Origin of the sequence: Acidovorax sp. Root267 (genome assembly GCF_001429215.1) — a bacterium.
Lineage (GTDB): Bacteria > Pseudomonadota > Gammaproteobacteria > Burkholderiales > Burkholderiaceae_C > Acidovorax > Acidovorax radicis.
This window is the reverse complement of record NZ_LMJC01000012.1, coordinates 665,107-690,628: the sequence shown is the minus strand read 5'-3', so window position 1 is coordinate 690,628 and position 25,522 is coordinate 665,107. Positions and strand designations below refer to the sequence as shown.

General features: G+C 62.2%; 29 protein-coding genes. 18 read left to right on the top strand and 11 right to left on the bottom strand.

What is annotated here, in order from left to right:
• Positions 1 to 17 precede the first annotated feature (17 nt).
• The 7 genes from ASE39_RS12605 (at position 18) to ASE39_RS25840 (ending at position 6,917) form a co-directional block, all read left to right on the top strand.
• Positions 18 to 806, top strand: a complete 789-nt coding sequence (locus ASE39_RS12605) for a Stp1/IreP family PP2C-type Ser/Thr phosphatase (RefSeq protein ID WP_082615413.1) — start codon at positions 18 to 20, stop codon at positions 804 to 806.
• Positions 807 to 850: 44 nt separating this feature from the next.
• Positions 851 to 1,504 (top strand): FHA domain-containing protein, encoded by a 654-nt coding sequence (locus ASE39_RS12600; RefSeq protein ID WP_057271333.1) that lies wholly within the window; start codon positions 851 to 853, stop codon positions 1,502 to 1,504.
• Positions 1,505 to 1,566: 62 nt separating this feature from the next.
• Positions 1,567 to 3,828: an adenylate/guanylate cyclase domain-containing protein gene (locus ASE39_RS12595; protein WP_057271332.1), complete on the top strand. Its 2,262-nt coding sequence runs from the start codon at positions 1,567 to 1,569 to the stop codon at positions 3,826 to 3,828.
• 12 nt (positions 3,829 to 3,840) lie between these two features.
• Positions 3,841 to 4,632: a 3',5'-cyclic-nucleotide phosphodiesterase gene (locus ASE39_RS12590; RefSeq protein ID WP_057271331.1), complete on the top strand. Its 792-nt coding sequence runs from the start codon at positions 3,841 to 3,843 to the stop codon at positions 4,630 to 4,632.
• Positions 4,633 to 4,838: 206 nt separating this feature from the next.
• On the top strand, positions 4,839 to 5,414 hold the full coding sequence (locus ASE39_RS25850) for a prepilin-type N-terminal cleavage/methylation domain-containing protein (protein ID WP_082615426.1): 576 nt from the start codon (positions 4,839 to 4,841) through the stop codon (positions 5,412 to 5,414).
• Between the two features lie 58 nt (positions 5,415 to 5,472).
• Positions 5,473 to 6,240, top strand: coding sequence for a TfpX/TfpZ family type IV pilin accessory protein (gene tfpZ / locus ASE39_RS25845; protein WP_082615412.1), 768 nt, complete (start codon positions 5,473 to 5,475; stop codon positions 6,238 to 6,240).
• 146 nt (positions 6,241 to 6,386) lie between these two features.
• Positions 6,387 to 6,917 (top strand): pilin, encoded by a 531-nt coding sequence (locus ASE39_RS25840; protein ID WP_082615425.1) that lies wholly within the window; start codon positions 6,387 to 6,389, stop codon positions 6,915 to 6,917.
• Positions 6,918 to 6,961: 44 nt separating this feature from the next.
• On the opposite strand, the gene moaC is transcribed toward ASE39_RS25840, so the two are convergent.
• A complete protein-coding gene (gene moaC / locus ASE39_RS12585; RefSeq protein ID WP_057271475.1) occupies positions 6,962 to 7,489 on the bottom strand; it encodes a cyclic pyranopterin monophosphate synthase MoaC in 528 nt (175 codons plus the stop codon).
• A 180-nt stretch (positions 7,490 to 7,669) separates the two neighbouring features.
• Here moaC and ASE39_RS12580 point away from each other — a divergent pair, with 180 nt between their 5' ends.
• The gene (locus tag ASE39_RS12580; RefSeq protein WP_242421430.1) at positions 7,670 to 9,136 is read left to right on the top strand and encodes a M48 family metalloprotease; all 1,467 of its coding nucleotides are present in this window, start codon (positions 7,670 to 7,672) and stop codon (positions 9,134 to 9,136) included.
• Here the strand turns inward: ASE39_RS12580 and ASE39_RS12575 are convergent.
• The 3 genes from ASE39_RS12575 to ASE39_RS12565 all read right to left on the bottom strand — a co-directional run bounded on the left by ASE39_RS12575 (position 9,104) and on the right by ASE39_RS12565 (position 10,813).
• Complete coding sequence (locus tag ASE39_RS12575; protein ID WP_010464537.1) at positions 9,104 to 9,457, bottom strand: phage holin family protein; 354 nt, start codon at positions 9,455 to 9,457, stop codon at positions 9,104 to 9,106. The two genes, ASE39_RS12580 and ASE39_RS12575, sit on opposite strands and share 33 nt — an antisense overlap.
• An 88-nt stretch (positions 9,458 to 9,545) precedes the next feature.
• Positions 9,546 to 10,001, bottom strand: a complete 456-nt coding sequence (locus ASE39_RS12570; protein ID WP_057271330.1) for a hypothetical protein — start codon at positions 9,999 to 10,001, stop codon at positions 9,546 to 9,548.
• A gap of 77 nt (positions 10,002 to 10,078) precedes the next feature.
• Positions 10,079 to 10,813, bottom strand: a complete 735-nt coding sequence (locus tag ASE39_RS12565; RefSeq protein ID WP_010464541.1) for a TerC family protein — start codon at positions 10,811 to 10,813, stop codon at positions 10,079 to 10,081.
• A 567-nt stretch (positions 10,814 to 11,380) separates the two neighbouring features.
• On the opposite strand from ASE39_RS12565, the gene ASE39_RS12555 reads away from it, so the two are divergent.
• On the top strand, positions 11,381 to 11,824 hold the full coding sequence (locus tag ASE39_RS12555; RefSeq protein ID WP_010464543.1) for a DUF3717 domain-containing protein: 444 nt from the start codon (positions 11,381 to 11,383) through the stop codon (positions 11,822 to 11,824).
• 91 nt (positions 11,825 to 11,915) lie between these two features.
• Entirely contained in the window at positions 11,916 to 12,221 is a 306-nt protein-coding gene (locus ASE39_RS12550; RefSeq protein ID WP_010464546.1) for a DUF2007 domain-containing protein, read from the top strand.
• Positions 12,222 to 12,296: 75 nt separating this feature from the next.
• On the opposite strand, the gene ASE39_RS12545 is transcribed toward ASE39_RS12550, so the two are convergent.
• The gene (locus tag ASE39_RS12545; RefSeq protein WP_010464548.1) at positions 12,297 to 12,857 is read right to left on the bottom strand and encodes a YaeQ family protein; all 561 of its coding nucleotides are present in this window, start codon (positions 12,855 to 12,857) and stop codon (positions 12,297 to 12,299) included.
• 79 nt (positions 12,858 to 12,936) lie between these two features.
• Positions 12,937 to 14,316 (bottom strand): adenylosuccinate lyase, encoded by a 1,380-nt coding sequence (gene purB, locus ASE39_RS12540; protein WP_057271328.1) that lies wholly within the window; start codon positions 14,314 to 14,316, stop codon positions 12,937 to 12,939.
• Between the two features lie 105 nt (positions 14,317 to 14,421).
• Between purB and ASE39_RS12535 the strand changes: the two genes are divergently transcribed.
• The 8 genes from ASE39_RS12535 (at position 14,422) to ASE39_RS12500 (ending at position 21,842) form a co-directional block, all read left to right on the top strand.
• Positions 14,422 to 15,036: a glutathione S-transferase N-terminal domain-containing protein gene (locus tag ASE39_RS12535; protein ID WP_057271327.1), complete on the top strand. Its 615-nt coding sequence runs from the start codon at positions 14,422 to 14,424 to the stop codon at positions 15,034 to 15,036.
• Between the two features lie 82 nt (positions 15,037 to 15,118).
• Positions 15,119 to 15,835, top strand: coding sequence for a TetR/AcrR family transcriptional regulator (locus tag ASE39_RS12530; protein ID WP_010464554.1), 717 nt, complete (start codon positions 15,119 to 15,121; stop codon positions 15,833 to 15,835).
• 192 nt (positions 15,836 to 16,027) lie between these two features.
• On the top strand, positions 16,028 to 16,615 hold the full coding sequence (locus ASE39_RS12525) for a TRAP transporter small permease (RefSeq protein WP_010464556.1): 588 nt from the start codon (positions 16,028 to 16,030) through the stop codon (positions 16,613 to 16,615).
• 25 nt (positions 16,616 to 16,640) lie between these two features.
• A complete protein-coding gene (locus tag ASE39_RS12520) occupies positions 16,641 to 17,921 on the top strand; it encodes a TRAP transporter large permease subunit (protein WP_010464558.1) in 1,281 nt (426 codons plus the stop codon).
• Between the two features lie 68 nt (positions 17,922 to 17,989).
• Entirely contained in the window at positions 17,990 to 18,994 is a 1,005-nt protein-coding gene (locus tag ASE39_RS12515) for a TRAP transporter substrate-binding protein (protein WP_057271326.1), read from the top strand.
• A 121-nt stretch (positions 18,995 to 19,115) separates the two neighbouring features.
• Positions 19,116 to 19,976: a shikimate dehydrogenase gene (locus ASE39_RS12510; RefSeq protein WP_057271325.1), complete on the top strand. Its 861-nt coding sequence runs from the start codon at positions 19,116 to 19,118 to the stop codon at positions 19,974 to 19,976.
• Positions 19,977 to 20,014: 38 nt separating this feature from the next.
• Positions 20,015 to 20,914 (top strand): VOC family protein, encoded by a 900-nt coding sequence (locus tag ASE39_RS12505; RefSeq protein WP_057271324.1) that lies wholly within the window; start codon positions 20,015 to 20,017, stop codon positions 20,912 to 20,914.
• A gap of 22 nt (positions 20,915 to 20,936) precedes the next feature.
• Positions 20,937 to 21,842 carry a sugar phosphate isomerase/epimerase family protein gene (locus ASE39_RS12500; RefSeq protein ID WP_057271323.1) on the top strand — a complete coding sequence of 302 codons (906 nt, stop codon included), beginning with the start codon at positions 20,937 to 20,939 and terminating at the stop codon, positions 21,840 to 21,842.
• A 22-nt stretch (positions 21,843 to 21,864) separates the two neighbouring features.
• Here ASE39_RS12500 and ASE39_RS12495 read toward each other — a convergent pair whose 3' ends face one another.
• Genes ASE39_RS12495 through ASE39_RS12475 form a run of 5 tightly spaced genes read right to left on the bottom strand, consistent with a single transcriptional unit; the run spans position 21,865 to position 25,457 of the window.
• The gene (locus ASE39_RS12495; RefSeq protein ID WP_057227522.1) at positions 21,865 to 22,320 is read right to left on the bottom strand and encodes a nuclear transport factor 2 family protein; all 456 of its coding nucleotides are present in this window, start codon (positions 22,318 to 22,320) and stop codon (positions 21,865 to 21,867) included.
• Between the two features lie 6 nt (positions 22,321 to 22,326).
• Entirely contained in the window at positions 22,327 to 23,109 is a 783-nt protein-coding gene (locus ASE39_RS12490; RefSeq protein ID WP_057271322.1) for an SDR family NAD(P)-dependent oxidoreductase, read from the bottom strand.
• The gene (locus ASE39_RS12485) at positions 23,106 to 23,648 is read right to left on the bottom strand and encodes a DUF3833 domain-containing protein (protein ID WP_057271321.1); all 543 of its coding nucleotides are present in this window, start codon (positions 23,646 to 23,648) and stop codon (positions 23,106 to 23,108) included. The genes ASE39_RS12490 and ASE39_RS12485 overlap by 4 nt, the downstream gene beginning before the upstream one ends.
• 25 nt (positions 23,649 to 23,673) lie before the next feature.
• A complete protein-coding gene (locus ASE39_RS12480; RefSeq protein WP_057271320.1) occupies positions 23,674 to 24,963 on the bottom strand; it encodes an MFS transporter in 1,290 nt (429 codons plus the stop codon).
• Positions 24,960 to 25,457 (bottom strand): chalcone isomerase family protein, encoded by a 498-nt coding sequence (locus ASE39_RS12475; protein WP_010464575.1) that lies wholly within the window; start codon positions 25,455 to 25,457, stop codon positions 24,960 to 24,962. Before ASE39_RS12475 ends, ASE39_RS12480 begins: the two co-directional genes overlap by 4 nt.
• Positions 25,458 to 25,522: the final 65 nt, after the last annotated feature.

The following is a 25,522-nucleotide window of genomic DNA, read 5'->3' as shown; positions in this document are numbered from 1 at the left end:
CGCTCGCCCCAACATCCATGACCTATGAATTTTTCGCGCGAACCGACAAAGGCCGCGTGCGCACCAACAACGAAGATGCGGTGGCAGTCGACCGGGATGCGCAGGTCGCCATCCTCGCCGATGGCATGGGCGGGTACAACGCCGGTGAAGTGGCAAGCGGCATGGCCACCACATTCATCCGCACCGAGATGGCCCGCTGGCTGGGGCAGACCGGTACCACACCCCAATCCACTGACGTGCGCCGAGCTCTGGAGATCTGCGTCGAAAACGCCAATCACGCCATTCTGGGAGCCTCACTGTCCAATCCACAATATGCGGGAATGGGCACCACCCTGGTGGTCGGGGTCTTCCACGGCAGCCGCCTCATCCTGGGACATATCGGCGACTCTCGCTGCTATCGACTGAGAGATGGGACCCTGCAGCAGATCACACGTGACCACTCCTGGCTCCAGGAACAGGTGGATGCCGGCCTGCTTACAGCGCAGCAAGCCGCGCTGTCGTCCAACCGGAATCTCGTTACCCGTGCGCTGGGCGTAGAGCCCAATGTCATGATGGAAGTCAACGAGTTTCAGGTGGCCCCCAATGACTTGTTCCTGATGTGTTCAGACGGCCTCACAGACATGGTCGCGGACGCAGACCTGGCGGAGTTGGTGCGAGCACCGCTGCCATTGGAGGAAAAAGCCACATTGCTCATCGACACCGCCAATGCGAACGGTGGTCGTGATAACGTCAGCGTACTGCTGGTGCAAGCGGCTGCGGGAGGCAAGAAGCGCGGCCTTATGTCCCGATTGCTAGGGGCTGCGTAAGTGGCTCCGACTACAACAATTACTCATCACATCAGGAGTGGATCATGCCCAGAATGATCGTTTCAATCGACGGGGTTGTCATCAAGGAAGTGCAACTGACCAAAGAGCGCACTACGCTTGGCCGCCGCCCCTACAACGACATCGTGATCGATAACCTCGCCGTGAGCGGCGAGCATGCCGTGATCCATATGGCAGGCCAGGATGTGGAAATTGAAGACCTGGGGAGCACCAACGGGACCTACGTCAACGCCAAGGCGGTCAAGCGCCAAGAACTGCGCAATGGCGATACCGTTGAGGTGGGCAAGTACAAGATCCGCTTCCTTCACGAGGCGGAGGGGCAGAACTTCGAGAAGACCATGATCTTCAAACCGGGAATGGTGCCTCCGTTGGGCACGGCCTCCCGGCCCGCCCCGCTGGCTGCTGCCACTGCCCCGCCCATCTCCGGGGTCATCCGTGTGATGTCCGGTGCCGCTGCGGGACGGGAAGTGTCGCTGCAAAAGGTGGTTACCACCATCGGCAAACCTGGCGTTGCCGTGGCCTCCATCACCAAGCGGCATCAGGGCTTTGTGCTGGCCCATGTCGAGGGCCCCGATATGCCTCTGCTCAATGGCGCATCCATCGGTGCATCGCCCGTGCCTCTCAAAAACGGTGACCGCCTGGAACTGGCCGGCACGGAGATGCAGTTCGAACAGAGCTGACAGCCGCGACCGGGCCGCGGCCCAATCAGGCAATTCATCCGTCTCCATTGCCGCCGGAACCTATGCGACAGCGACTCTTGCATCTGTTCCGGCGCCACGCCAGGCGCACAGCGGTCACCTTGATTCCGCTGGCGTTTGCGTTGTTGCACATTTCTGGCGTTCTCCATCTCCAGGTCCTGGAGCGGCTCGAAAACATCATCTATGACACCCGGCTGCGTGCGACCATGCCGCGCACGCTGGACGAGCGCATTGTCATCATCGACATTGACGAAAAGAGCCTGGACAGGGTGGGACACTGGCCTTGGGGACGGGACAAGCTCGCCGCCTTCACGCGAGAGCTGTTTGAACGTCAGCAAGCCTCCGTGGTGGGATTTGACGTCCTTTTCGCGGAAACGGATGGAAGCTCCGGCCTCGGAAGCCTGGAGCGCTTGGCACAGGGGGCTTTACAGGCCCAACCGGGATTCAAGGAACAGCTAGCACGCCTGACTCCCACACTCGACTATGACGCGCGCTTTGCCCGTGCTCTCCAAGGCCGACCAGCAGTTCTGGGCTACTACTTCACCAGTGACCGGGACGGAAGAACGAAAGGTGTTTTGCCCGCGCCCGCGTTGCCCACTGAAAGACTCCGTGGCCTGCCATTGCGAGCAACCTCCTGGGGAGGATACGGCAGCAATATTGCGGAACTGGCACAGTCCGTGCCCGCTGCGGGCTTCTTCAACTCCGTGACCGATGACGATGGTGTCGTCAGATCCCTTCCCTTGCTCGCGGAGTACCAAGGGATTTACTATGAATCCTTGGCTCTGGCGATGTTTCGCACCTTGCTCGATTTGCCCGAGATTTACCCCAGCTTTGTCAGCACCACACCTCAAGGCACCCACGACACATTGCACAGCATCGTGCTGCGCCAGGACGGCCGTGAGCTTGCCCTGCCTGTGGACAACAAGCTAGCGACACTGATCCCTTTCCGCGGCGCTGGCGATGTCAATGGCGGCTCATTTCGCTACATTTCCGCGTCGGATGTTCTGGACGGCAAGCTGCCACCCCACAGTCTTCAGGGCCTATTGGTGCTGGTGGGCTCGACAACCCCCGGTCTGCTCGACCTACGCGTGACCCCTGTCGGCCGGACCTACCCCGGCGTGGAAACCCATGCCAATATGCTGTCCGCCTTTCTCGATGGGAAAAGCATCGTGCGACCAGACTATGCCGTGGGCTTTGACGCCGCCCAGCTGCTCTGCGCGGGTGTCCTGCTGGCCCTGGCCCTGCCCGCGCTTTCCGCCACTTCGGCTGTACTCCTCAGTCTGGGAGTTGTTGCAGCGCTTGCAGGGATGAACCTGTGGCTCTACCTCACCCAGGGCTTGGCGATGCCCCTGGCCACGGTGATCGTGATGGCAGTGCTCGCATTCGCGCTCAACATGGTCTACGGCTACTTTGTAGAAAGTCGATCGAAGCGGGAGTTGGCCGCGCTGTTCGGTACGTACGTGCCACCAGAGCTCGTGGACGAGATGGTCAAGCAGCCTGAGAACTACAGCATGCAGGCAGCGAACCGCGAACTGACCGTGATGTTCTGCGACATGCGGGGCTTCACTGCCATGTCGGAGCAAATGGAACCCCTTCAGCTGCAAGCCCTGCTCAACGACGTGTTCAGCCAGCTGACCCACATCATTCGCAGCCACAGGGGCACCATCGACAAGTACATGGGGGACTGTGTCATGGCATTTTGGGGGGCACCGGTGCCCACCGCAGAACACGCGCAACTCGCAGTGCAAGCAGCGCTGGGCATGGAGCGCGCGGTAGAGCAGATCAACCTGTTGCACCGGGAGCGCGGGCTTCCGGAAATCGGTGTTGGCATAGGGCTCAACACCGGCACCATGTGTGTGGGCGACATGGGCTCGGACATTCGGCGCAGTTACACCGTGATTGGTGATGCCGTGAACCTCGGCTCGCGCCTGGAAGGCTTGTCCAAGCACTACGGCGTGCGCACCGTGGTGAGTGAAACCACCCAGGCTCAGGCGCCGCAGTTCACTTGGCAGGAGCTGGACCGCGTGCGTGTCAAAGGCAAGGCACAGGCGGTGGCCATCTATTCGCCGCTGGCAGAACTGAACGCCATCGCACCGCAAAAAGCCGAAGAAATATCCATCTGGCAACACTTCTTGGGAGCCTATCGTGCCCAGGACTGGGCACAATGCGGCAAACTGCTGATGAACTTGAAGCAAACCGCCGCCCCCTCTGCGCTCTACGATCTTTACGCCACCCGCGTACAAGCCCTGCAGGGCCAGGCCTTCGACCCCGAATGGGACGGCGCCACCAATTTCGACACCAAATAGATAGGCTGGCCCATGAAGGTTCGTGTGCTGGGTTGCTCCGGAGCCATCGCCAAAGATTGCCGGACCACCTCGTTCCTCATCGACGACAACATTCTGGTCGATGCGGGCACAGGTGTGGGCGACCTGACGCTGGACGAAATGCGCAAGATCGACCATGTTTTTCTCACGCATTCGCACCTGGACCATATTGCTGCGTTGCCGCTGATGCTGGATGCAGTGTCGTCGCTACGCATTGCACCTGTGATGATCTGCGCATTGCCAGAAACCATTGCAGCGCTGCAAACCCATGTGTTTAACAACATCATCTGGCCGGACTTCAGCGCGATACCCACGACAGAGAAACCCTTTCTTCAGTACACCCCCATCTTGGTAGGTCAACAAATAGCGATTGGCAATCGCACCCTGGAGGTACTACCAGCCGTACACACAGTGCCTGCCGTGGGGTACGCCTTGCGCGGAGATACCGGCTGGTGGGTTTTCAGTGGGGACACCGAGAGAAACTCGGCCTTCTGGGCCTGGGTCAACGCCATGCCAGTCTGTCAGTTGGTTGTGGAAACGGCGTTTAGTAATCGAGAGCGTGAACTGGCCATCAGGAGCCTCCACCTTTCTCCGGACTCGCTCGCTCGAGAACTCGCACAACTCCACACGGACCGCACCTTTCCCATCTACATCACCCACACAAAACCGTCAGAAACGGCGCTCATCATGGATGAGATCCGGCGCTTTGATGCCAACCCATTGTCGGGAGGTCTCCAAGTCCACGACATCCGGTGGCTGGAAGCAGGCCAAGTGTTTGATCTGTAACGGATCCTTGGTGACAAGGACGGTCGAACAAAAATGTCACAAAAAGCGACATATGCGACAACTATCCAGCAAAGACCCCGCCCGGAAAGACACGGCTTCTGGCGACGAAGCCCGAGTCAAGTTGGCACGCAATGTGCTGGTTGTTGCTTAACCTGAAGAGTTGTTCGACAGGTGTTCACTTGCAAACTGTCCCTGAGGAGAATTTCATGAAGCGTACTCTGCAAAAAGGTTTTACCCTGATCGAACTGATGATCGTGGTGGCGATTATTGGTATTCTGGCGGCTGTCGCGCTGCCTGCTTACCAAGACTACACGGTTCGAGCCAAAATCAGCGAAGGTGTGATTGCTGGCTCTGCGGCTAAGGGTGTGCTGAGTGAGGCATTTCAGTCCGATGGTGTTACGGGCTTGGACACGGCCTCTATTGCCCTTAACGTAACACCGTTTGCTCAGAAAGCGTCGAAGTATGTCGTTAACTACTGCGTCGGCGCGACGGTTAGTGCCCCTGGGCGTGCTGACTGCCCCGCATTTACCGCTGGTGGGACCAACTGGGTGATTTCCGTAGCTATTGCAGCAACCGCAGGTAATGGTATCCCTACGGCGCTTGATCTTAATACTATTACGCTGTCACCAAACGTTCAAACAAACACGCCTACAGCAGCCTCGGTCGGCGCGATCGACTGGGCATGCGGCAGCCTGACGACGGCGGCGGCACAAGCCCGTGGTCTGAACAACCGAGTTGCAGGGACGCTGCCTTCCAAATACGCTCCCTCCGAGTGCCGCTGATTATTCGCGGTAAAAAGGAGCGCTTCGGCGCTCTTTTTTTATCTCCAAATTGATAGAAATGACTTTTCGCAAACGCGTCCAAACAGCCTTGCGTGCATCAGCACTTCATTTGGCCTGCAGCTTGCTGATTGCTGCATTGGCGGCAGGGCTTGTTTTTGGGCTTTGGTATCCATTCCCTTATAGAGACTTGTCTGGTGGGCGCGAGCTTTTTTTGTTAGTAGTAGTGGTCGATGTTGTTTGCGGCCCGCTGCTAACCGCCGTTTTGTTCACCCCCACAAAGCCTCGTGCAGAGCTTGTGCGAGACTTGGGAATAGTGGCACTGATTCAACTGAGTGCTCTAGGTTACGGGCTTTGGACGGTTCAGGAGGCACGTCCATTGTTTCTGGTGTTTGAGGTCGATCGATTCAAAGTGATTAATGCACCCGCCTTAGAAGATGCAGATCTAAAATCTTTAGAACCATCACTTCGCCCTAGCCTCTGGGAGGGGCCCAAAATGGTTGCCATCAGAAAACCTCGAGACATCCAAGAGAAAAACAGTGTATTATTTAGCGCTCTGAGTGGAGGTCGCGATTATGCAGAGAGACCGGATTTCTACGTGCCCTACGCTGACGAAGCCGCGTTGCAAGCACATCATCGCGCCTACAAATTAGATCGTTTTCTTCAAAAATATCCGCAGCACTCCGCACGCGCTGAAGAAATTGCTCTAAAAAACGGAGATTCGCAAGAAAACTTGGTGTATCTCCCAATCACTGGAAGACAAGACTGGATAGCCATACTTGATAGTAAATCTAACATCGTTGGGTTTATGAAAGGCGACGGTTTTTAGAAATAACAAAATTTTTTTCACAACCGAAGGCCAAACCGCAAGCGAATTAAATCATCTTAATAATATATATATCATTTTTGATTTGTGCATTTGATTAAATTGATTTCTTGAGATTTGTATTGCATCGCTCACAATTGGAGAGTGTCATGAGTCACAGTAAAATCCGAGGATTCACCTTGATCGAGTTAATGATTGTTGTGGCAATCATTGGGGTTTTGGCGGCAATTGCCTTACCAGCATACCAAGACTTCACAGTAAGAGCAAAAATTGCCGAGGGTATTGTGGCCGCGACCACTGGAAAAGAAATCTTGAGTGAAGCTTTCCAATCCAATGGCATCAGTGGAATGAATGCAGCCTCAGTCGCATACAACGCCACACCAGTGGCTCAGAAATCCACCAAATATGTTAGTGACATTCAAATCACAGGAGCTGCATCACCTTGGCCTGTAGTTGTGATGATTGCTGCGACCAACGGCAACGGTATTCCTACAGTTTTGAACGGGCGTACTATAGTTTTTTCACCAAACGTTCAGGGCACCACGCCAATTGATTCCGCGCAAGGAGCGGTAGATTGGGCGTGTGCTAGCGATACCTCTACAACTGCGACCGCCAGGGGCTTGGCAAACCGTACGCTAGGTACATTGCCAGCAAAATATGCTCCAGCAGAATGCCGTTGAAGGCACTTGCGCTTATTGGCAAGAGTTCCTGTCGAACGATAGCACTATTGCTGCGAGTGGAATTCAGATGGCTTCAGGCTTGGCGAAGCTGCAATATAGGTTCCCGACTTGCCTCCACGCTTCTCTTTGAGATGTACATCCTGAATCAACATACCCCGATCCACAGCTTTGCACATGTCATAAATGGTGAGTAATGCCATTTGTACAGCAGTCAGTGCTTCCATTTCCACCCCAGTCGGCCCCACAGTCTCTATAGTGGCCGTGCATTCAACAGACCGTCGGTCTGGCAACAATTCAAACTCCAGCGCAACCCTAGTCAACGCCAGTGGATGACATAGCGGGATCAAATCACTCGTCTTTTTGGCAGCCATGATCCCTGCAATGCGCGCAATTCCCAGCACGTCGCCTTTTTTGGCAGTCCCAGATTCGATCAATGCCAAGGTTTCCGGCTGCATCTCGATGCGACCGGTGGCGACGGCCACGCGGTGGGTGGCGGGCTTGGCGCCAACGTCCACCATGTGGGCTTGGCCTTGGGCATCGAAGTGGGTGAGAGGTGAGGTGGGGTTGGACATGGACAATGGGCGAAACATTTCTGGGGCGAAGGCATCATACGGCGTTAGCAGTACAGGGCAACGCATGTGCATAGCTCTAAGGGTGGACAAAGGACCTTCGTGCGAATATTTCAGCCAAAATGGCCTTCAGCGCTTATCCACAAAGCGGTAGCAGCTATATTTTTTGCAGCAAATGTGGCGTTGTACGCGCCGGTGGCAATTGCCCAGACCGCCCTCCCCACCCTCGGCGACCCCAGCGACCTCACCACCAGCGCCGAGCGCCGCCTGGGCGACCGCATCATCCGTGAACTCTACAGAGACCCTGACTATATCGATGATCCCGTCATCGCAGACTATGTGCAAGGCATCTGGCGTCCGCTGTTGGCGGCTGCAAAAGCACGCGGAGAATTATCCCCGGAGTTGGACGAACGCTTCGCCTGGGAGATTCTCCTTGGTCGCGACCGAACGGTAAATGCGTTCGCATTGCCTGGCGGATATCTGGGCGTGCATCTGGGCCTGATCGGGGTTGTCACCACCCGTGACGAACTCGCCTCGGTGCTGGCCCATGAACTCAGCCACGTCACGCAGCGCCACATCTCGCGCCTGATCACGCAGCAGAGCAAGCAAACGCCCTTACTGCTGGGAGCGATGATTCTGGGTGCCCTGGCGGCCAGCAAGAACCCAGGTGCCACGCAGGCGTTGGTGGTGGGGGGGCAGGCTCTCGCCATGCAGAATCAGCTCAATTTCTCGCGCGACATGGAACGTGAGGCGGACCGCATTGGTTATGGCCTGATGGCCCCCGCCGGGTTCGCTCCGCATGGCTTTGTGAGCATGTTCGACAAGCTCCAGCAGGCCAACCGGCTCAACGACAACGGCTCGTGGCCGTATCTGCGCAGCCATCCGTTGACCACCGAGCGCATGGCAGACATGCACTCGCGCATTCCTCCCGGGGAGCTACCCGCTTCAGCTATGCCATCGACGTTAGAACATGCCATGGTCGCAGCACGTGCCAGGGTATTGGCCAATCCTGGGGTGGATACCCTGCGCCAGTGGATTGCCGAGCCGCAAAGCTCCGGCTTTGCGGCCCAACCCGCCCCCAGGCGTGCGGCGGTGCTGTACGCGGCGGCGCTGGGCAGCAATCAGCTGCGGGATGCTGCGGGCGCGCGCACCGCCGCGAAGAAACTGGAGGAGCTGGTTCGCAATGATGCCCCAGCCCAACGGTTGGCAAAGTTGCTGGCAACGGAGATTGAACTGGCCGCAGGCGACGCCGCTGCCGCTGTGAGCATCCTGGCGACGGATACGAGCAGCAGCACCCATCGACGCCCTGAACTGGTTTTACGCTCACAGGCCCTGCTGCGCGCTGGACATGCCGCTGAGGGCACCGGTGCCCTGCAGACCTGGGTCGCCACACACCCTCGGGACGCCACGGTGTGGCAGCTTTTGGCGTCCACCTGGCAGGCCCAAGGCCAAGCACTGCGCGCGGTGCGTGCTGAAGCGGAGGCACACGCAGCCCGCTACGACTATGCAGCCGCTGTAGACCGCTTCAAGGCAGGCCAGGATCTGGCGCGGCGAGGAGGTACCCAGGTGGACCACATCGAGGCATCCATCATCGATACCCGGCTGCGCGCAGTGGAGTCACTTCTTCGCGAACAGGCCGCCGAGCGCTGATTCAATCAGCACACCCAGCAGCGAATAGATCAGAGATCCGAGCAGCGCCGCACCAAAGCCATTGACGTGGAACCCCTCCAGCACGCTGGCGGCGGCCCAGAACATCAGCGCGTTGATGACGAAGAGAAAAAGACCGACGGTGACGATGGTGACCGGCAGCGTCAGCACCACCAACACTGGCCGCAGCACCACATTGAACAGGCCAATGACAAAGGCAGCGATCAGCGCGGAGGTAAAGCTTTGTACTTCGACACCGCTGTAGACATAGGCCACAAACAGCAGCGATGCGGCGCTGAGCAACCATTTCAGGATGAGTTTCATGGGCTGAGAATAGCACTGGCTCGGTGGAGCAAGGAAATTCGCGAGGCTGGTTTTGAATCTCCAGAATCCGGCCCCAGCCGAGGGTGATCTATTCGAGAGCCAGCACCCACAGCGCACCAAAACCGGTAAGCAGGCTGCCCAGCAGCGTTCCGGGCGGGGGCGACCACCGCTTGTCCTGACGTGTCGACTCTTCTGCCGTATCCATCTTCGGCCGCCGCGCATCTACCACTTGGGCTGCGGAGGTTCCCGCCGCTTGCAACTGGTCCGTCAGTTCCGCCAGCGGCCCCTTGGCCAGCACGGTGGTCACTCTGTCCGTCGGCACCCGCAGCCCGGGAAGCATCTGGGCAAACAGCTTGTCCGCCCACTTGGCGCGCCAGTTCTCACGCGCGCTGTGGCTCACCCATTTGCTGATGCGGTGGGTCATCCGGGGCGCGCAGGCGACCAGCACCCATTGTGTTCCAGCAGCTGCGCCGCGCGCGAACAAAGGGGCGAGCACCTGCTGCGCATAAGCCGCGTCGTCTACATACACGATGACTCTATCCATACTGCCTCCTGTTGAAGACCAAGGAAAAAAGGGGGCTGAAGGCCCCCTTTTCCAAGTCGATTCAGATTGCCCGCCCTTTAGCCTTGCTGCTCGGCAGGCGCTGCCGCCGCACGCCGCGCAACAATGAACTTGCCAGCCAGCAGAACCAGCAGGGCGCCCGCCACGCTGGCGCCGTACTTGACTACATCGGTCTGTGGCAGCTTGAGCATCCACTGCCACTTGTCGGGGTTGGAGAAAGCGGGGTCCGTCACCAGCATGCCGCCAGCAATCCAGCCCAGCAGCATGCCGCCGAGCGTGATGATCATCGGGAAACGTTCCATGAGCTTGATGACCAGCTGGCTGCCCCAGACGATGATCGGGATGGAGATCAGCAGGCCCAGCACGACCAGCAGGAAGGAATGTTCGCCCGCATTCTGCGCAGCGCCTGCAATGGCAATCACGTTGTCCACGCTCATCACCAGGTCGGCCACGATGATGGTCTTGATGGCCGCCAGCAGCTTGTCGCTGCCCTGCACGTCGCCATGGCCGTCTTCGTCGGGAGCCAGCAACTTGACGCCAATCCACACCAGCAGCAGCGCCCCCACGAACTTGAGGAACGGCAGCGCCAGCAGGGTCATGGCAAAGGCGATGAGGATCACACGCAGAACGATGGCCCCTGCGGTACCCCAGATAATGCCCTTGGTCCGCTGGGCGGGGGGCAGCTTGCGGCAGGCCAGCGCGATGACCACCGCGTTGTCGCCGCCCAGCAAGATGTCAATGATGATGATCTGGCCGAGTGCGAGCCAAAATTCGGGCGAAGCCAAAAATTCCATAAATTCCTCAGTATCAATACGCGCGAAGGGGGAGCTCGCCGCCACTGTAGCGCCGACTCCGCCCAAGGGATAGAGGACCTGCGGCCGGATGATCAAGGACTGCCCTGGCGGGCATGAATGCGAAAGGACAGCCTTGATCAGCCCCAGCGGGCCCATCAAAGGTCTTGCTCAGCCCGGCGCCCCTTGCGGTATGCGCTGAACCCGGACCGCCGGAAGCGATGCTTCGCTTCGTATTGACGACGGTTCCGATGCCTCGCGCCCCCGCGCGCCAGAGCCTGGCAATGCCGGAATGCAAGTCGGGAGCTACTCCCCTTCGAAGCGTTGATTGGAACATCGCCAGCACGGTCGCGCAAGTGCGGTGCGATTGTGGTTATTGCTTACACAAGGGCGCTGGCGGGCACGAAGGACGGCAACGCTGCTATCGCATAACACCTTTGCCAGGGTGCCCTTGCCCGCGCGGCTATGATCCAGCCCCCTGAGAACCGGTTCAAGATCCTCCCCGGGTCGCGCAAGTACCTTGCCCGAAGAGTTTGAGAGATTTTGAACAGGTTCTCCACGCAATCGCCCATGGCCGCCATCCACATCACCGACATCGAAGCCGCCATCAACCACTGGCGCAGCCGGGCGCCTTCGCCCGACGGAATTTCCCTGGCGCCAGAGATCCGTGCGCTGGGAGAGGTCTATGCGCACATGGTGTACCGGCGTGAAGACGAGGTGGACGAGGACCGCCTGCCCCCCGAGGCCATGGCCGCTTGGCAGGGCTGGTATGGCACCACGCCCGACACGCCCTGTATCGCCATCTGCTCCACCAGCCAGGGTGACGACCTGTGCAAGGGGTGTGGGCGCACGTTTGGCGAAGTCCAGTTCTGGCCCGCGATGAGCCCGGTCGAGAAGCGCACGGTGTGGCGGCGCATCACCCTGGAGCACTCCGCGTGGCGGTTCAATCGGTATGCGGAAAGGGCGGCCGAAGGGGTCTCGAAGGCGGCGCCGGTGCCAGCCGACGCGGCATAGCCGGTTTCTTTCGCTCACCTCCTGTACCACACACCCACCTGCGAGCGCGCAAGGGCTGTACGCCGGGCGTTCAAACCGCTATGGTGGGCCCATGCTGCGCCTCACCCAAGCCCCGAACATCGCCATCGCCACGCTGTGGGCGGACCTGTTGTGCGAAGCGGGCATGGCGGCCTCCGTGCAGCGCCAGTATCTGGGCGCTGCAGCGGGGCACCTGCCGCCTGACCAGTGCCTGCCCGAAATCTGGCTGGACTATGACGAACACGCTGCCCGTGCGCGTACTTTGCTGCAGGAGCTCCAGGATTTGCCTCAGCGCCGCTGGGCATGCCAGTGTGGGGAGACGGTCGAAGGCGGATTCGAGCAGTGCTGGCAATGTGGCACGCTCATGCCACGGGATTGAATCAGCGACTACTAAATTAATAGCTGCTAGCGCTTACCTATCAAGCGCCAGAGGCTATTTTTACCAGTATTTCAGTCACTTCCAGCGCACGGGCTCCACATGCACGCTGCCCTGCGTGCTGCTCAGGGTGATCGCCCCCTCCTGCACAGTGGCCTGCAGCTGCATGCTGCGCTCGGCCAACTGCGCCAGCGCCTGGGATGCTTCGGTGGGAATGCGCCACACCTGCAGCTTTTCCAGCCGCGAGAGCTTGGTCTCGATGCCCTTCCACCAGATTTCGGCGGCGTGGTTGAAGCAGTAGACGATCACGGAATCGGCCTTGCTGCAGGCCTTGGTGAGGGGCTTGTCTTCCGGCTGGCCCACCTCGATCCAGACGCGCTTGCGGCCCGTGAAGTCGGTCAGCGAGGCATCCGGGTCATCGGGGTCCGACAGGCCGGCGCCAAACGCCAGCGTGGCGTCGCCATTGCACAGGTCGTTGAGCTGGTGCGCGGCAATGGCCAAAGCGGCCAGCCGGACCATCATGCGCTCGTCCGTCTCGCTCGGATGGCGCGCCAGCGTGAGCGCATGGTCGGCGTAGTAGCCATGGTCGATGTCGGCGATCTGGAGGTTCGCCTTGAAAATGGTGGATTTGATGGCCATGCAGCCTCACTACTAAATAGATAGCTGCCAGCGCTTGATAGACAAGCGCTGGAGGCCAAAAAGGCTGGAAAATCTGCGGTCAGACCCGGCGCGCCAACTCGGCCGCCTTGCCAACGTAGCTGCCCGGTGTCATCGCCAGCAGCCGGTCCTTTTCGGCCTGGGGGATTTCCAGCGAGTGGATCAGGCCGTGCAGGGCCTCGGCCGTCACGGTCTTGCCGCGCGTCACTTCCTTGAGCTTTTCGTAAGCACCCTGCACACCAAAGCGGCGCATCACCGTCTGGATGGGCTCGGCCAGAACTTCCCACGAAGCGTCCAGGTCTTCGGCCAGCGCTTCTTCATTCAACTCCAGCTTGTTCAGGCCAGTCAACAGCGAGGCATAGGCCAGCGCCGCGTACCCCAGCGCCACGCCCATGTTGCGCAGCACGGTGCTGTCGGTCAGGTCACGCTGCCAGCGGCTGATCGGCAGCTTTTCAGACAGGTGCTTGAGCAGCGCGTTGGCCAGCCCCAGGTTGCCTTCGGCGTTCTCGAAGTCGATCGGGTTGACCTTGTGCGGCATGGTGCTGGAACCAATCTCCCCGGCCTTCAGGCGCTGCTTGAAGTAGCCCAGGCTCACATAACCCCAGATGTCGCGCGACAGGTCGATGAGGATGGTGTTGGCGCGGGCCACGGCATCGAACAGCTCGGCCATGTAGTCGTGTGGCTCGATCTGGATGGAATACGGCTGAAAGGTCAGGCCCAGGCCCAGCGGCTCGGGGGTTTCGATGACCTTCTTGCTGAAGGCTTCCCAGTCGAAATCGGGCCAGGCGGACAGGTGGGCGTTGTAGTTGCCCACAGCGCCATTCATCTTGCCCATGATCTTGACGGCGGCCACACGCTCGCAGGCCGTCTGCAGGCGCATGACCACGTTGGCCATTTCCTTGCCCACGGTGGTCGGGCTGGCGGTCTGGCCGTGGGTGCGGCTCAACATGGGCACATCGGCATAGGCGTGCGCCATTTCGCGCAGCTTGAGCACGATGCGGTCCAGGCCCGGCAGCACGACCTGATCGCGGCCCGAGCGCAGCTGCAGCGCGTGGCTGGTGTTGTTGATGTCTTCGCTGGTGCAGGCAAAGTGCACAAATTCGGAGGCTTTTTCCAGCTCGGGGCGCGCTTCGAACTTGCTCTTGATCCAGTACTCCACGGCCTTCACGTCGTGGTTTGTTGTTTTTTCGATCTCTTTGATGGCGGCGGCGTCAGCCTCGGAGAAGTTCTTGATGAGGCCCAGCAGGTAGGCGCGCGCGCCGGTGGTCAGGGGCTTGAATTCGGCAAAACCAGCGTCGGACAGCGCGATGAACCAGGCCACTTCCACCTGGACACGGCGGTGCATGTAGCCATGTTCGCTCATGATCGGGCGCAGGGCGGCAAGTTTGCTGGCGTAACGGCCGTCAAGCGGCGACAGGGCGGTAATGGTGGACAGGCTCATGGCGCGCAATTGTAGGCGCCGCGCATCCGTCAGCTTCGTGCGGGCAGCTGCCGATAGAATCAAACTCGAATCGCTCAGCCTATCCCGCGCACTGGAAGACACACCATGAAATTGATCGGAGCCACCGCCAGCCCCTACGTCCGCAAGGTACGTATCGTGATGGCCGAGAAAAAGCTCGACTACCAGTTCGTGCAAGAAAACGTCTGGGCAGACGATACCCACATTGCCACCTCCAACCCATTGGGCAAAGTGCCCTGCCTGGTGATGGAAGGCGGCGAAGCCGTCTTCGACTCCCGCGTGATCGTGGAGTACCTGGACACCCTCTCCCCTGTTGGCAAGCTGATCCCGTCCCAAGGCCGCGAGCGCGCCGAGGTCAAGACCTGGGAGGCCCTGGCCGATGGCGTGATGGACGCCGCCATCCTCGCGCGGCTGGAAGCCACCTGGGCGCACCGCAAGGACAGCGAACGCAGCCAGGCCTGGATCGACCGCCAGTTGCTCAAGGTGAATGACGGCCTCAAGTCGATGAGCCAAGGCCTGGGTGACAAGCCGTTTTGCAGCGGCATCCACCTGAGCCTGTCCGACATCGCCGTGGGCTGCGCTTTGGGCTGGCTGGAATTCCGCTTTCCGGATATTGCCTGGCGCAGCGAATACCCCAACCTGGGCAAGCTGCTCGACAAGCTGATGCTGCGCCCGAGCTTCGCGGACACCACGCCGTCCTGAACCCAGCAGCGGTGCCAGGGCGGCACCTACAGCCCCTTTCATTGGCAGGGCGGGTTCTCGTGTGCCGTATGCTACGGAGCTTATGAACGAAATGGTTCAAAAACCCTCGAAGGCTGGCGAAGCACGGGCCACCCGGCAGCGCGCTGCGCGCGAGGCGGCCACCACGCCCGGGGCAGACCGGGTCCGCGTGAACGATCCCGACCGCACCATGGCCAACATCCTTCAGGTGGCCACGGCGGAGTTTGCCGACAAGGGCCTGGCGGGCGCACGCATCGACGAAATCGCGGCCCTGACCAGCACCAGCAAACGCATGATTTACTACTATTTCGGTAGCAAGGAAGGTCTGTACGTGGCGGTGCTGGAGGAGGCCTACCGGCGCATCCGGCGCATCGAGTCGGAGCTGCACCTCGAAGACCTGGCCCCCGAACAGGCGCTGCGCACGCTGGTGGGCTTCACCGTGGACTACCAGCTCGCCAACCCCGATTTCATTCGCCTGGTCATGAATGAAAACATGCACCGGGGCGAGTTCATCAGCCGCTCCACGACCATCCAGGAGCTGAACATTCCTGTCATTCACGCGGTGCACAACGTGTACCAGCGCGGCGTGGCTGCCGGCGTCTTCCGCCCCGACGTGGACCCGGTGGACCTGCACATGTCGATCTCGGCGCTGTGCTTCTTCAATGTGGCCAACCGCCACACCTTTGGCGCCATCTTCAAGCGTTCGCTCGACACGCCTGCCGCCACGGCGCAACGCCGTGAATCGATCATCGAAATGATCGTGCGCTTCCTGCGGCCCTGACCCAACGGCCCTGGCGCGTGCCGCCAGATGGTCGCAAAAAACCCCCGCTGCGCCGCATCCACGGCAGCACCGCGACCGCCCGCGCCTCCAGCCGCTACCCCCAAACGAAGAACAGGGTTTGCACCTAGATCAAATACTAACCAGTTCGTACAAAATTATTCCAGGCTTTCAACCACAACGACTGGAGACACCATGTTCGCACTGGCCGACCGCGTACTGCGGGGATACACCCGCGTGCTGGATGCACTGGCAGGCCTGTGCCTGGCGATCATGGTGGTGCTCGTTTTTGGCAATGTGGTGCTGCGCTACACGTTCAATTCCGGCATCACCATCTCCGAGGAACTGTCGCGCTGGCTGTTCGTGTGGCTGACCTTCATGGGCGCCGTGGTGGCCTTGCGCGAACACGGCCATCTGGGGGTGGATGCCCTGGTCTCCCGCCTGCCCACGTTGGGCAAGAAGATTTGCCTCGTGGTGGCACAGGTCGCCATGCTCTACGTGTCCTGGCTGCTGCTCTCAGGCAGCTGGTCGCAGACGGTCATCAACTGGGAGACCGAAGCCCCCGTGACCGGCGCTTCGGTCGGCATCTTCTATGCCAGCGGCGTGCTCATGGGCGCCTCCGCCATCGCCATCCTGCTGCGCGACCTGCTGCGCACGCTATTCGTCCCGCTGGCCGACCACGAACTGATCATGGTGCAGGAGAGCGAAGAAGCTGCCGCGCTGGAGCAGATCCAGCGGGACGCGCAAGCGGCATCCGACACCCCGGGCACGAACAAGCCCTGACGACAACCAGCCCGGAACCACTCCCATGACCGTCGCGATCTTCCTCGGCTCCCTGCTGCTGGCCATGGCCATCGGCATTCCCATCGCCTATGCACTGTTGCTCAGCGGCGTGGCACTGATGTGGCACCTCGACCTGTTCGATGCCCAGATCCTGGCGCAGAACGTGATCAACGGTGCCGACAGCTTCCCGCTGCTCGCCGTGCCGTTCTTCATGCTGGCGGGCGAGATCATGAACGTCGGCGGCCTGTCCCGGCGCATCGTCAAGCTCGCGCTGGCGCTGGTGGGCCATATCCCGGGTGGCCTCGGCTACGTGGTGATCATGGCGGCGGTGATCCTGTCGGCGGTGTCGGGCTCTGCGGTGGCGGACGCTGCCGCGCTGACCTCACTGCTGCTGCCCATGATGATCGTCGCGGGCCATAGCAAGGAGCGCTCGGCGGGCCTCATCGCCTCGGCAGGCGTCATCGGCCCCATCATCCCGCCCTCCATCGGCTTCGTGATCTTTGGCGTGGCGGCCAATGTGTCCATCAGCAAGCTGTTTCTCGCAGGGATCTTCCCGGGACTGCTGCTGGCAGTCTCGCTGGCAGTCACCTGGTGGTGGCTCGGCCGCCGAGAGAACGTCACCCCCCCACCACGCGCCACCCGCGCCGAGCTGAAGCTGGCCTTGCGCGAAGCCGCCTGGGCGCTGGGACTGCCTATCATCATCCTCGTGGGACTTCGCATGGGGGTCTTCACACCCACCGAAGCTGCCGTGGTGGCCGCGATGTACGCGCTGATCGTCTCCATGGCGGTGTACCGCGAACTCTCCTGGCGCCAGCTGGTCGGTATCTTCCAGGCGGCCGCGCGCACCAGCGCCGTGATCATGTTCCTGGTGGCTGCCGCCATGGTGTCGGCCTGGCTCATCACCGTGGCCGATCTGCCGTCCAAGGTCATCGGCATGCTGGAGCCCTTCATGGGCAACCCCACGCTGCTGCTGGTCGCCATCATGCTGCTGGTCATGGTGGTCGGCACGGCCATGGACATGACGCCCACCATTCTCATCATGACGCCCGTGCTGATGCCGGTGGTCAAGGCCGCCGGCATCGACCCGGTGTACTTCGGCGTGCTGTTCATCATCAACAACTCCATCGGCCTCATCACGCCGCCCGTGGGCACCGTACTGAATGTCGTGGCAGGCGTGGGGCGCATCTCGATGGGGCAGGTCACACGCGGCGTGATGCCCTTCATGCTGGCGCAGTTCGTGGTGATGTTCCTGCTGGTCGTGTTCCCCTCGCTCGTCACCGTGCCCCTGCGCTGGCTGGGCGGCTGACACGGCCCCGTGCACCCGCCCTCGCTTCCCGCTTTTCTGCCCCGCCTAAAACCCAAGGAGACATTTCCATGAAACTGCTCAAAACCCTGCTCGCCACCGCCCTGATCGCAGCGTCGCTGATACCCACGGCGCATGCCCAGGAGCGGACCATCAAGTTCGCCTTCCAGAACCAGAAGGACCACCCGCAGGCCCAGGGCGCGCAGAAGTTCGCCGACCTCGTGGCCGCCAAGACCAATGGCCGCATCGCGGTCAAGCTCTTCCCGGGCGGCACGCTGGGCGGTGACCTGCAGACCGTGTCAGCCCTGCAAGGCGGCACGGTGGAAATGACGGTGCTCAACGCCGGCATCCTGTCCGCCCAGGCCAAGGAATTCGGCATCTACGACTTCCCGTTCCTGTTCGCCTCGCCGCAGGAGGCCGATGCCGTGACCGACGGCCCCTTCGGCAAAAAGCTTCTCGACAAGCTGCAGGCAAAGAACCTGGTGGGCCTCGGCTATTGGGAACTGGGCTTTCGCAATCTCACCAACAGCAAGCGGCCCATCACCAAGGCCGAAGACATCGCGGGCCTGAAGATCCGCGTGATCCAGTCGCCCATCTACATCGACATGTTCAACGCACTGGGCGCCAACGCGGTGCCCATGCCTTTCCCCGAGTTGTACACGGCGCTGGAGCAAAAGGCTGTGGACGGCCAGGAAAATCCGTTTTCGACCATCCTCTCGTCCAAGTTCGCCGAAGTGCAAAAGTACCTGACGGTCACACGCCACATGTACAACCCGCAGGCCGTGATCGTGAGCAAGAAGTTCTGGGACAGCCTGAACCCCGCCGACCAGAAGGCCGTGACCGATGCGATGGCCGAGGCCACCACCTTCCAGCGCGCTGTGTCGCGTGTGCAAGCCAACGTGGCCATGGACGACCTCAAGAAGGCGGGGATGCAGATCAACGAGTTCTCGCCGGCCGAAGTGGACAAGCTGCGCGCCAAGGTCAAGCCCGTGGTCGAAAAGCACAGCGACAAGGTGGGCGCCGAGACCGTGCAAGAGGTCTACGCCACACTGGCCAAGCTGCGCAGCGGCAAGTAACCCGAACGCAGCAACCCTCGCGCTGCTGCGCTGTGACCCACACCCCGGCAGCGCGCCCACCCGCATTCCTCCCATGAGCACATCGCTCCTTGATCCTCCGGTGTTATCCACCGCATCCACCATGTCTTCCACAAGCCCCCGCAAGGTGCTCATCGGGCTGATCGGTGCCGGCATCCAGAAGTCGCTGTCGCCGGCCCTGCACGAAGAAGAGGCGCGCCACCACGGCATGCGCCTGCACTACCAGCTGATTGACCTGGACCGCTCGGCTTCCTCAGCGGAGCACCTGCCCACGCTGCTGTCGGCAGCGCGCATCATGGGCTACGCGGGCTGCAACGTGACCTACCCCTGCAAGCAGGCCGTGATCCCCTACCTTGACAGCCTGTCGGAAGAGGCGCGCGCCATGGGCGCCGTGAACACGGTCGTCATCCGCGATGGCCAGCTGGTGGGGCACAACACGGACGGATCGGGCTGGGCCTGGGGCTTTACCCGTGCACTGCCTGGCGCCGACCTCAGCCGCGTGGTGCTGCTGGGCGCGGGCGGTGCGGGCGCCGCCATTGCGCATGCCGTGCTGCGGCTGGGGGCGCAGCACCTGACCATCGTCGATGCCCAACCCGAACGCGCCGCACAACTGGCCGCCGACGTGAATGCGCTCTATGGCGCGCGCGCCGAGGCCGGCGAGATCCGCGCGGCCATGGCCCACGCCACCGGGCTGATCCACGCTACACCCACGGGCATGGACAAACTGCCCGGGCTCCCCCTCGACGCGGCGCTGCTGCGGCAAGCGATGTGGGTGTCCGAGGTGGTGTATTTCCCACTCGAAACTGCCCTGGTCCAGACCGCACGGGCATTGGGCTGCAAGGTATCGGACGGCGGTGGCATGGCCGTAGGCCAGGCTGTGGGCGCTTTCGAGCTGTTCACCGGCGAAGCCCCTGATGCAGCCCGCATGGACGCGCATTTCCGCCGCCTGGTCAGCGCCCGCTGAACCCTACCACCTGCAGCAAATCACAAGGAGTCGAATCCATGAGCACCCCGATGATGGCCGCCCGCGAAGCGCTGGGCGAACTGCCCAACCCCCTGGGCCTGCAAGGGGTGGAGTTCATTGAATACGCCACCAGCCGCCCGCAGGCGCTGGGCCAGGCGCTGGAGCGCATGGGCTTTCAGCCGGTGGCGCGGCACCGCTCGCGCGAGGTGCTGCTGTACCGCCAGGGCGACATGAACATCATCGTCAACGCCCACCAGGACAACGAACGCACCGGCGTGCATGCCCCCCCCGCACTCACGGAAACGCCGGTGCTGGCCGCTATCGCCTTCCGCGTGAACAACGCGGCCGCCGCGTACCGCCGCGTGCTGGAGCTGGGCGCCTGGGCCGTGCACACCGAGGTCGAGGTGATGGAACTCAACATCCCCGCCATCCACGGCGTAGGGTCCAGCCGCATCTACTTTGTGGACCGGTACAAGGAGTTCTCGATCTACGACGTGGACTTTGTGCCCATCCCCACCGTCAACCCGCGCCCACCCGCGCTGCAAGGCCTGCACCTGTTTGGCGTGGTGCAATACATCGGGCTGGGCCGCGCGCAGGACTGGACCCATTTTTATGGCGAACTGTTTGGGTTTGCCGAGCTGTCCCCCGAGCAATCGTTTGGCGTGCTCACGCATGGCCGCATACTGGCCAGCCCCTGCGGCACGCTGCACTGGCAGCTGATTGAGCCGTTGGTCGACGCACTCGATGCCGACCCCGAGGAACTGCTGCAGCGCGTGGCCTTTGGCACGCCCGATGTGCTGGCCGCCGTGAACGCACTGCGCGCGCGGGGCGTGGAGTTTGTCGAATCGCCCACGGGCGTGCACACCGGCACGCGCGGCGCCCTCACGCGCGCCGACGCTGGCTCATCCAGCTTCGAGCTGGTGCTGGACGCCCGCTGACCCCCCGCCCACGGAGCCCGCCATGCGCACATCCACCATGCAACGCAACGTCGCCGACTTCGGCATGGACACCATCAGCCTGGCCGGCCCACTGGAGGCCAAGCTCGCCGCCATCAAGGCCGCAGGATTTGGCCAGATCATGCTGGCCGCCCGCGACATCGTGGGCCATCCGCAAGGCATCGAGGCGGCCGTGCACGCCGTGCGCAGCAGCGGCCTGCGCGTGACGGGCTTTCAGGTGCTGCGCGACTTTGAAGGCCTGTCGGGCCACCTGCACAGCTACAAGGTGGACATTGCCAAGCAGATGATCCTGATGGCGCGCGACCTGGGGGCGCCCGTGCTGCTGGCCTGCAGCTCCACGTCATCGCACGCCACCGCCGATGCCGATGCCATCGCGCGCGACCTGCGCAAGCTGGCCCTGCTGGCGCTGCCGCACGGCATCCGCGTGGCGTTTGAAGGACTCTCGTGGGGACGGCACATCAACGAGGTGCACCAGGCGTGGGCAGCGGTCGAGCAGGCCGATTGCCCCAACCTCGGCCTGGCCATCGACTCTTACCACCAGTTCGCCACCAGCACCCCGCTCTCGGCGCTTACGGATGTGGACCCCGAGAAGATCTATCTGGTGCAGCTTTCGGACTTCATGTGGCAGGAGACCCGCACCGTGCAGGAGCGCATCGACACGGCGCGGCACTTTCGCGTTTTCCCTGGCGAAGGCGTGCACAGCCAGGCCCTGGCTGAGCTGGTGCGCACGCTCGATGGCATGGGCTACCAGGGCGACTACAGCTTTGAGGTCTTCAACGACGACTACCAGCAGCTGCCGCTGCCTTATGTGGCGCAACGCGCATGGAACAGTGCACTGTGGCTGGCCGAGGGCGTGCTGCAGCGCGCAGTGCCGCTGCCCGGGCACCCACGCATCAAAACGCTGGCGTGATCAATGCGTCAACGGCCAATAATCAGCTGTTGGCGCGCTTCTTGAGCCAGCGCATCAGCGCGCCCACCACCGGCAGCTTTTCGTACAGTTCTTCGGCGGCGTCCCAGTAGTCGCGGTGTAGCGTCACCAGGCCTTGTTCGTCCAGCACCAGGTGCGACGCGCCGCGCACCGTCTGCGTCACGCCCTTGTCAAAGCCCTTGAAGGCGAACAGAAAATCCCAGGTCAGGAAACACTGCGTGCCCTGCACCACGCGGCCGGTGACCACAAAACGCGGCTGCTCCAGTGCCTCGAACATGTGGGCAAAGATGGCCTGGATGGCGGGCACGCCCTGCACCTCGTTGAACGGATCCTTGAAGCGCGCCTGTGGCGCATAGAACTCGCCGATGGTCGCTACATCGGCCGGTGACAGGTGCTCGAAAAACGCCACCACGCGGGTGACAGCGTCTTCGGCAGTAAGGGGCGCGCGGGGTGAATGCATGACAGATCAGAGGCCTGTGAAACGACGAACCGCCGGAAAGTACCACCGATACGGCAACACGCGCAGCAGTTTCATCACGCGCGTGAAGCGCTTGGGGAAGTGGATGTCGAAATGCCCCAGTTCCCAGCCCCGCACGATGGCCGCAGCCGCCGCCTCGGGCGAGATCAGAGCGGGCATCGCGAAGTCGTTGCCGGCTGTGAGCGGCGTTGCCACAAAGCCGGGGTTGATCACGCTCACGCCCATGCCCAGATCGTGCAGATCCAGGTACAGCGCCTCGGCCAGGTTGATAAGCGCGGCCTTGGTGGGCCCGTAGGCCAGGCTCTTGGGCAGGCCCCTGAAACCCGCCACGCTGCTGATCAAGCTCACATGCCCGGGACGCCCAGACTGCGCCGCCGCCAGCATCGCAGGCAATACGCCGGCCAGCACCTGCAGCACGCCGTTGTAATTGATCTGCTCGTGGCGCAGCATTTCTGCCAGGTCGAAGTCGGTGGCGCGCATGTCGCGGTAGTAGCCTGCGCAGTAGCACACCATGTCGGGTGCACCGCCCGCCAGCACCTGTGCGGCGGCAACCTGCACCTGTTCGGGCTCTGCCGTATCGACGGCCAAGGCCACGCTGCCTGGGTGCTGGGCCACAAACGCATCCAGCGCATCGCCATTGCGCGCCGAGACGATCACCTGCGCACCGCGCGCATGCAGCGCCGCCGCCGTGGCCCGGCCAATACCGCTGCTGGCCCCAATGAGCCAGGCCCGGCGGCCATGCCAGTCGCGCAGGGGAGGATTGAGGCTCATGGTGCGCGTTTGGTGAAGGACAAAGTGATCTCGCCCAGGCGCACGCCGAACTTGCTCATGGTGGCGCGGTTGAGCATCACGCGGTCGTCGATGAGGTACATCCAGTCGTCCAGGTCCACGTTGTAGACCTTGCCGTCCACGGGCAGGGCCAGCGTGTAGTTCCAGCGGAAGGCGTTGCCGCGTGTCTGGCCATTGGCCGTGCCCACCACATCGTCGGCGGTGCCGATGTAGCGGCCGTCGGCGTGTTTGGTCAGGCGCCAGATGCGGCGCTGGGTGGTACCGTCCGAATAGGTGAAGGCTTCGTCGAGCACGCCCTCATTGCCTTTCCATGAGCAGTCCATGACCACGGTGAAGCGCTTGACGATCTGGCCGCTGCGGTCCTGAAACATGCCGTGGGCGTCGATCTTGCCGTTGAAATACTGGGCCAGGTCCAGCACCGGTTTTTCGCTGGCGTAACCGTCAATGCTCTGATTGGCGCAGCCGGACAGCACCACGGGCGCAGCCACTGCGGCCGAAAGGAAGAGGCGTCGTTGCATCATGGGTTGTGCCTTGGGTGTATTGGGGTCAGGTTCCAGCCGTCGCTGCGCCGCGTGGGTGCCGCAGAAAAAGGGCGTACAGCGTTGCCGCTGCCGCCAGCTTGAGCACGCAGGGCAGCACCGCATAGGCCAGGCCCAGGGTCTGCAAGCCGTCTTCGCTGCGCGTGCCGGGGGTGTAGCCCAGCCAGCCCAGCAGGGGCAGCGCCAGGCCTGCGGCCAGCGCCAGGTTGAGCTTGGTGGCAAAGTTCCACCAGCCAAAGTACGCGCCTTCGTGCTGCCCGCTGTCGCCCTCGGCCGCAATCACGCCGGCCAGCAGGGCGCTGGGCAATGCCAGGTCGGTGCCCAGTGCCACGCCCGAAAGCGCGCAGACCACCATGAACGGCATCACATCACCCGCGCCCAGAAACGCAGTCCACACAAAAACGGCGATCGCCAGCAGCATGCCTGCCAGCCAGGTGCGCACCAGGCCCCATCGCGCCACGGCCCGCAGCCACAGCGGGATCGAGAGCGCAGCGCAGACGAAATACGCCGCCAGGAACATCGGCTCCTGTGCGGGCGGCGCCTGCAGGCGGTCCTGGATGAAAAACAGCACCAGCGTGGCCGGGATGGCACTGGCAATGCCGTTGAGCATGAACACGGCCAACAGGCGGCGAAAGGCCGGGCGCCCCCAGGGCCGCCACAGGCTGGTGCGTTGCGGCGGCCGGTACACACCGGCTTCCTGCAGCACCGGGCGCGGGGCCAACGCCCAGCACCACCAGCCCAGCAGCAGGGCGACAGCAAACACACTGAGCATCACCGGCAGGCCCAGCAGCGCAGGCAGCACCGAGGCCAGCACCACGCCCACCAGTGCGGCACCTTCGCGCCAGGCCACGATGCGGCCGCGCTGCAGCTCGTCGCCACCCAGGCGCGCACCCCAGGACTGGTGCGCAATGCTGAGCTGGCTGTAGGCGACGTAGGTGATGAGCAGCGCCACCAGCGCCCAGGCCACGAGCGCATCGGCACCGCGGACCAGCGGAAAGAACAGGCTGATCAGCCCCAGTGCCAGCACCGCCGCAGACACCGCGCCCACCGCCAGCACGGCGCGCACCGAGCGGCCAAACAGGTGGTCGGCCAGGCGGCCCAGCAGCGGGTCAGTGAACGCATCGAACAGCCGCGCGGCCGGCAGCACAGCGCCCAGCGTGGCCAGCGGCATGCCAAATTCGCGCGCGTAGTGGTTGGGCAGCAGCACATACAGCGGCAGCGCCACAAACGCCAGGGGCAGGCCCAGCAGCCCATAGGCCAGGCCTGCGCTGGCGCGGATGGGCTGCCCATTGCTCATGGTTGGCCCGCAGTGCGGGTGGCGGCCAGCAGCTCTTGGCGCAGACCGGGTTCGGAGGTTTGGGACGAGAGCCAGATGCCAAAGAAGAGGCGTGAGAACTCGGCGTCAGGCACCTCCCCCACCACACGCCCGGCCATCTTGAACACCGCACCCACGCCGGGCTGGTGAATGCCCAGCAGGCGGTCGCCCGATTTCACGTCAGGCAACGCGGCCTGCAACGCCTGCTGCCAACGCGTGGCCTGTTGGGGCGTGAAGCTGCCGATGCGGCGCATCTCCTCCAGGGAGCGCCTGGCGATGGCCTCCGCCGTGAAGTCGCGGTGGTAGGTCAGCTCCAGTGCCAAAGGTAGTGCGCCGTAGTTGTCGGCATCAAAGCCGGGCGGCACCCACAGGCGGGCGCGGTAGATCTCGAAACCCAGGAACCGGAGCACCCCCTGGCCCGAGAGGCGCACGCCCGACAGGGGCATGGCGGTGGCTGGCTCTGCCGCCTGGGCCATCGGCACGGCCTGTGCGAGAGCAGAATTTGAATAAAAATAGGCCCCAGCGCTTATCCAAAAAGCGG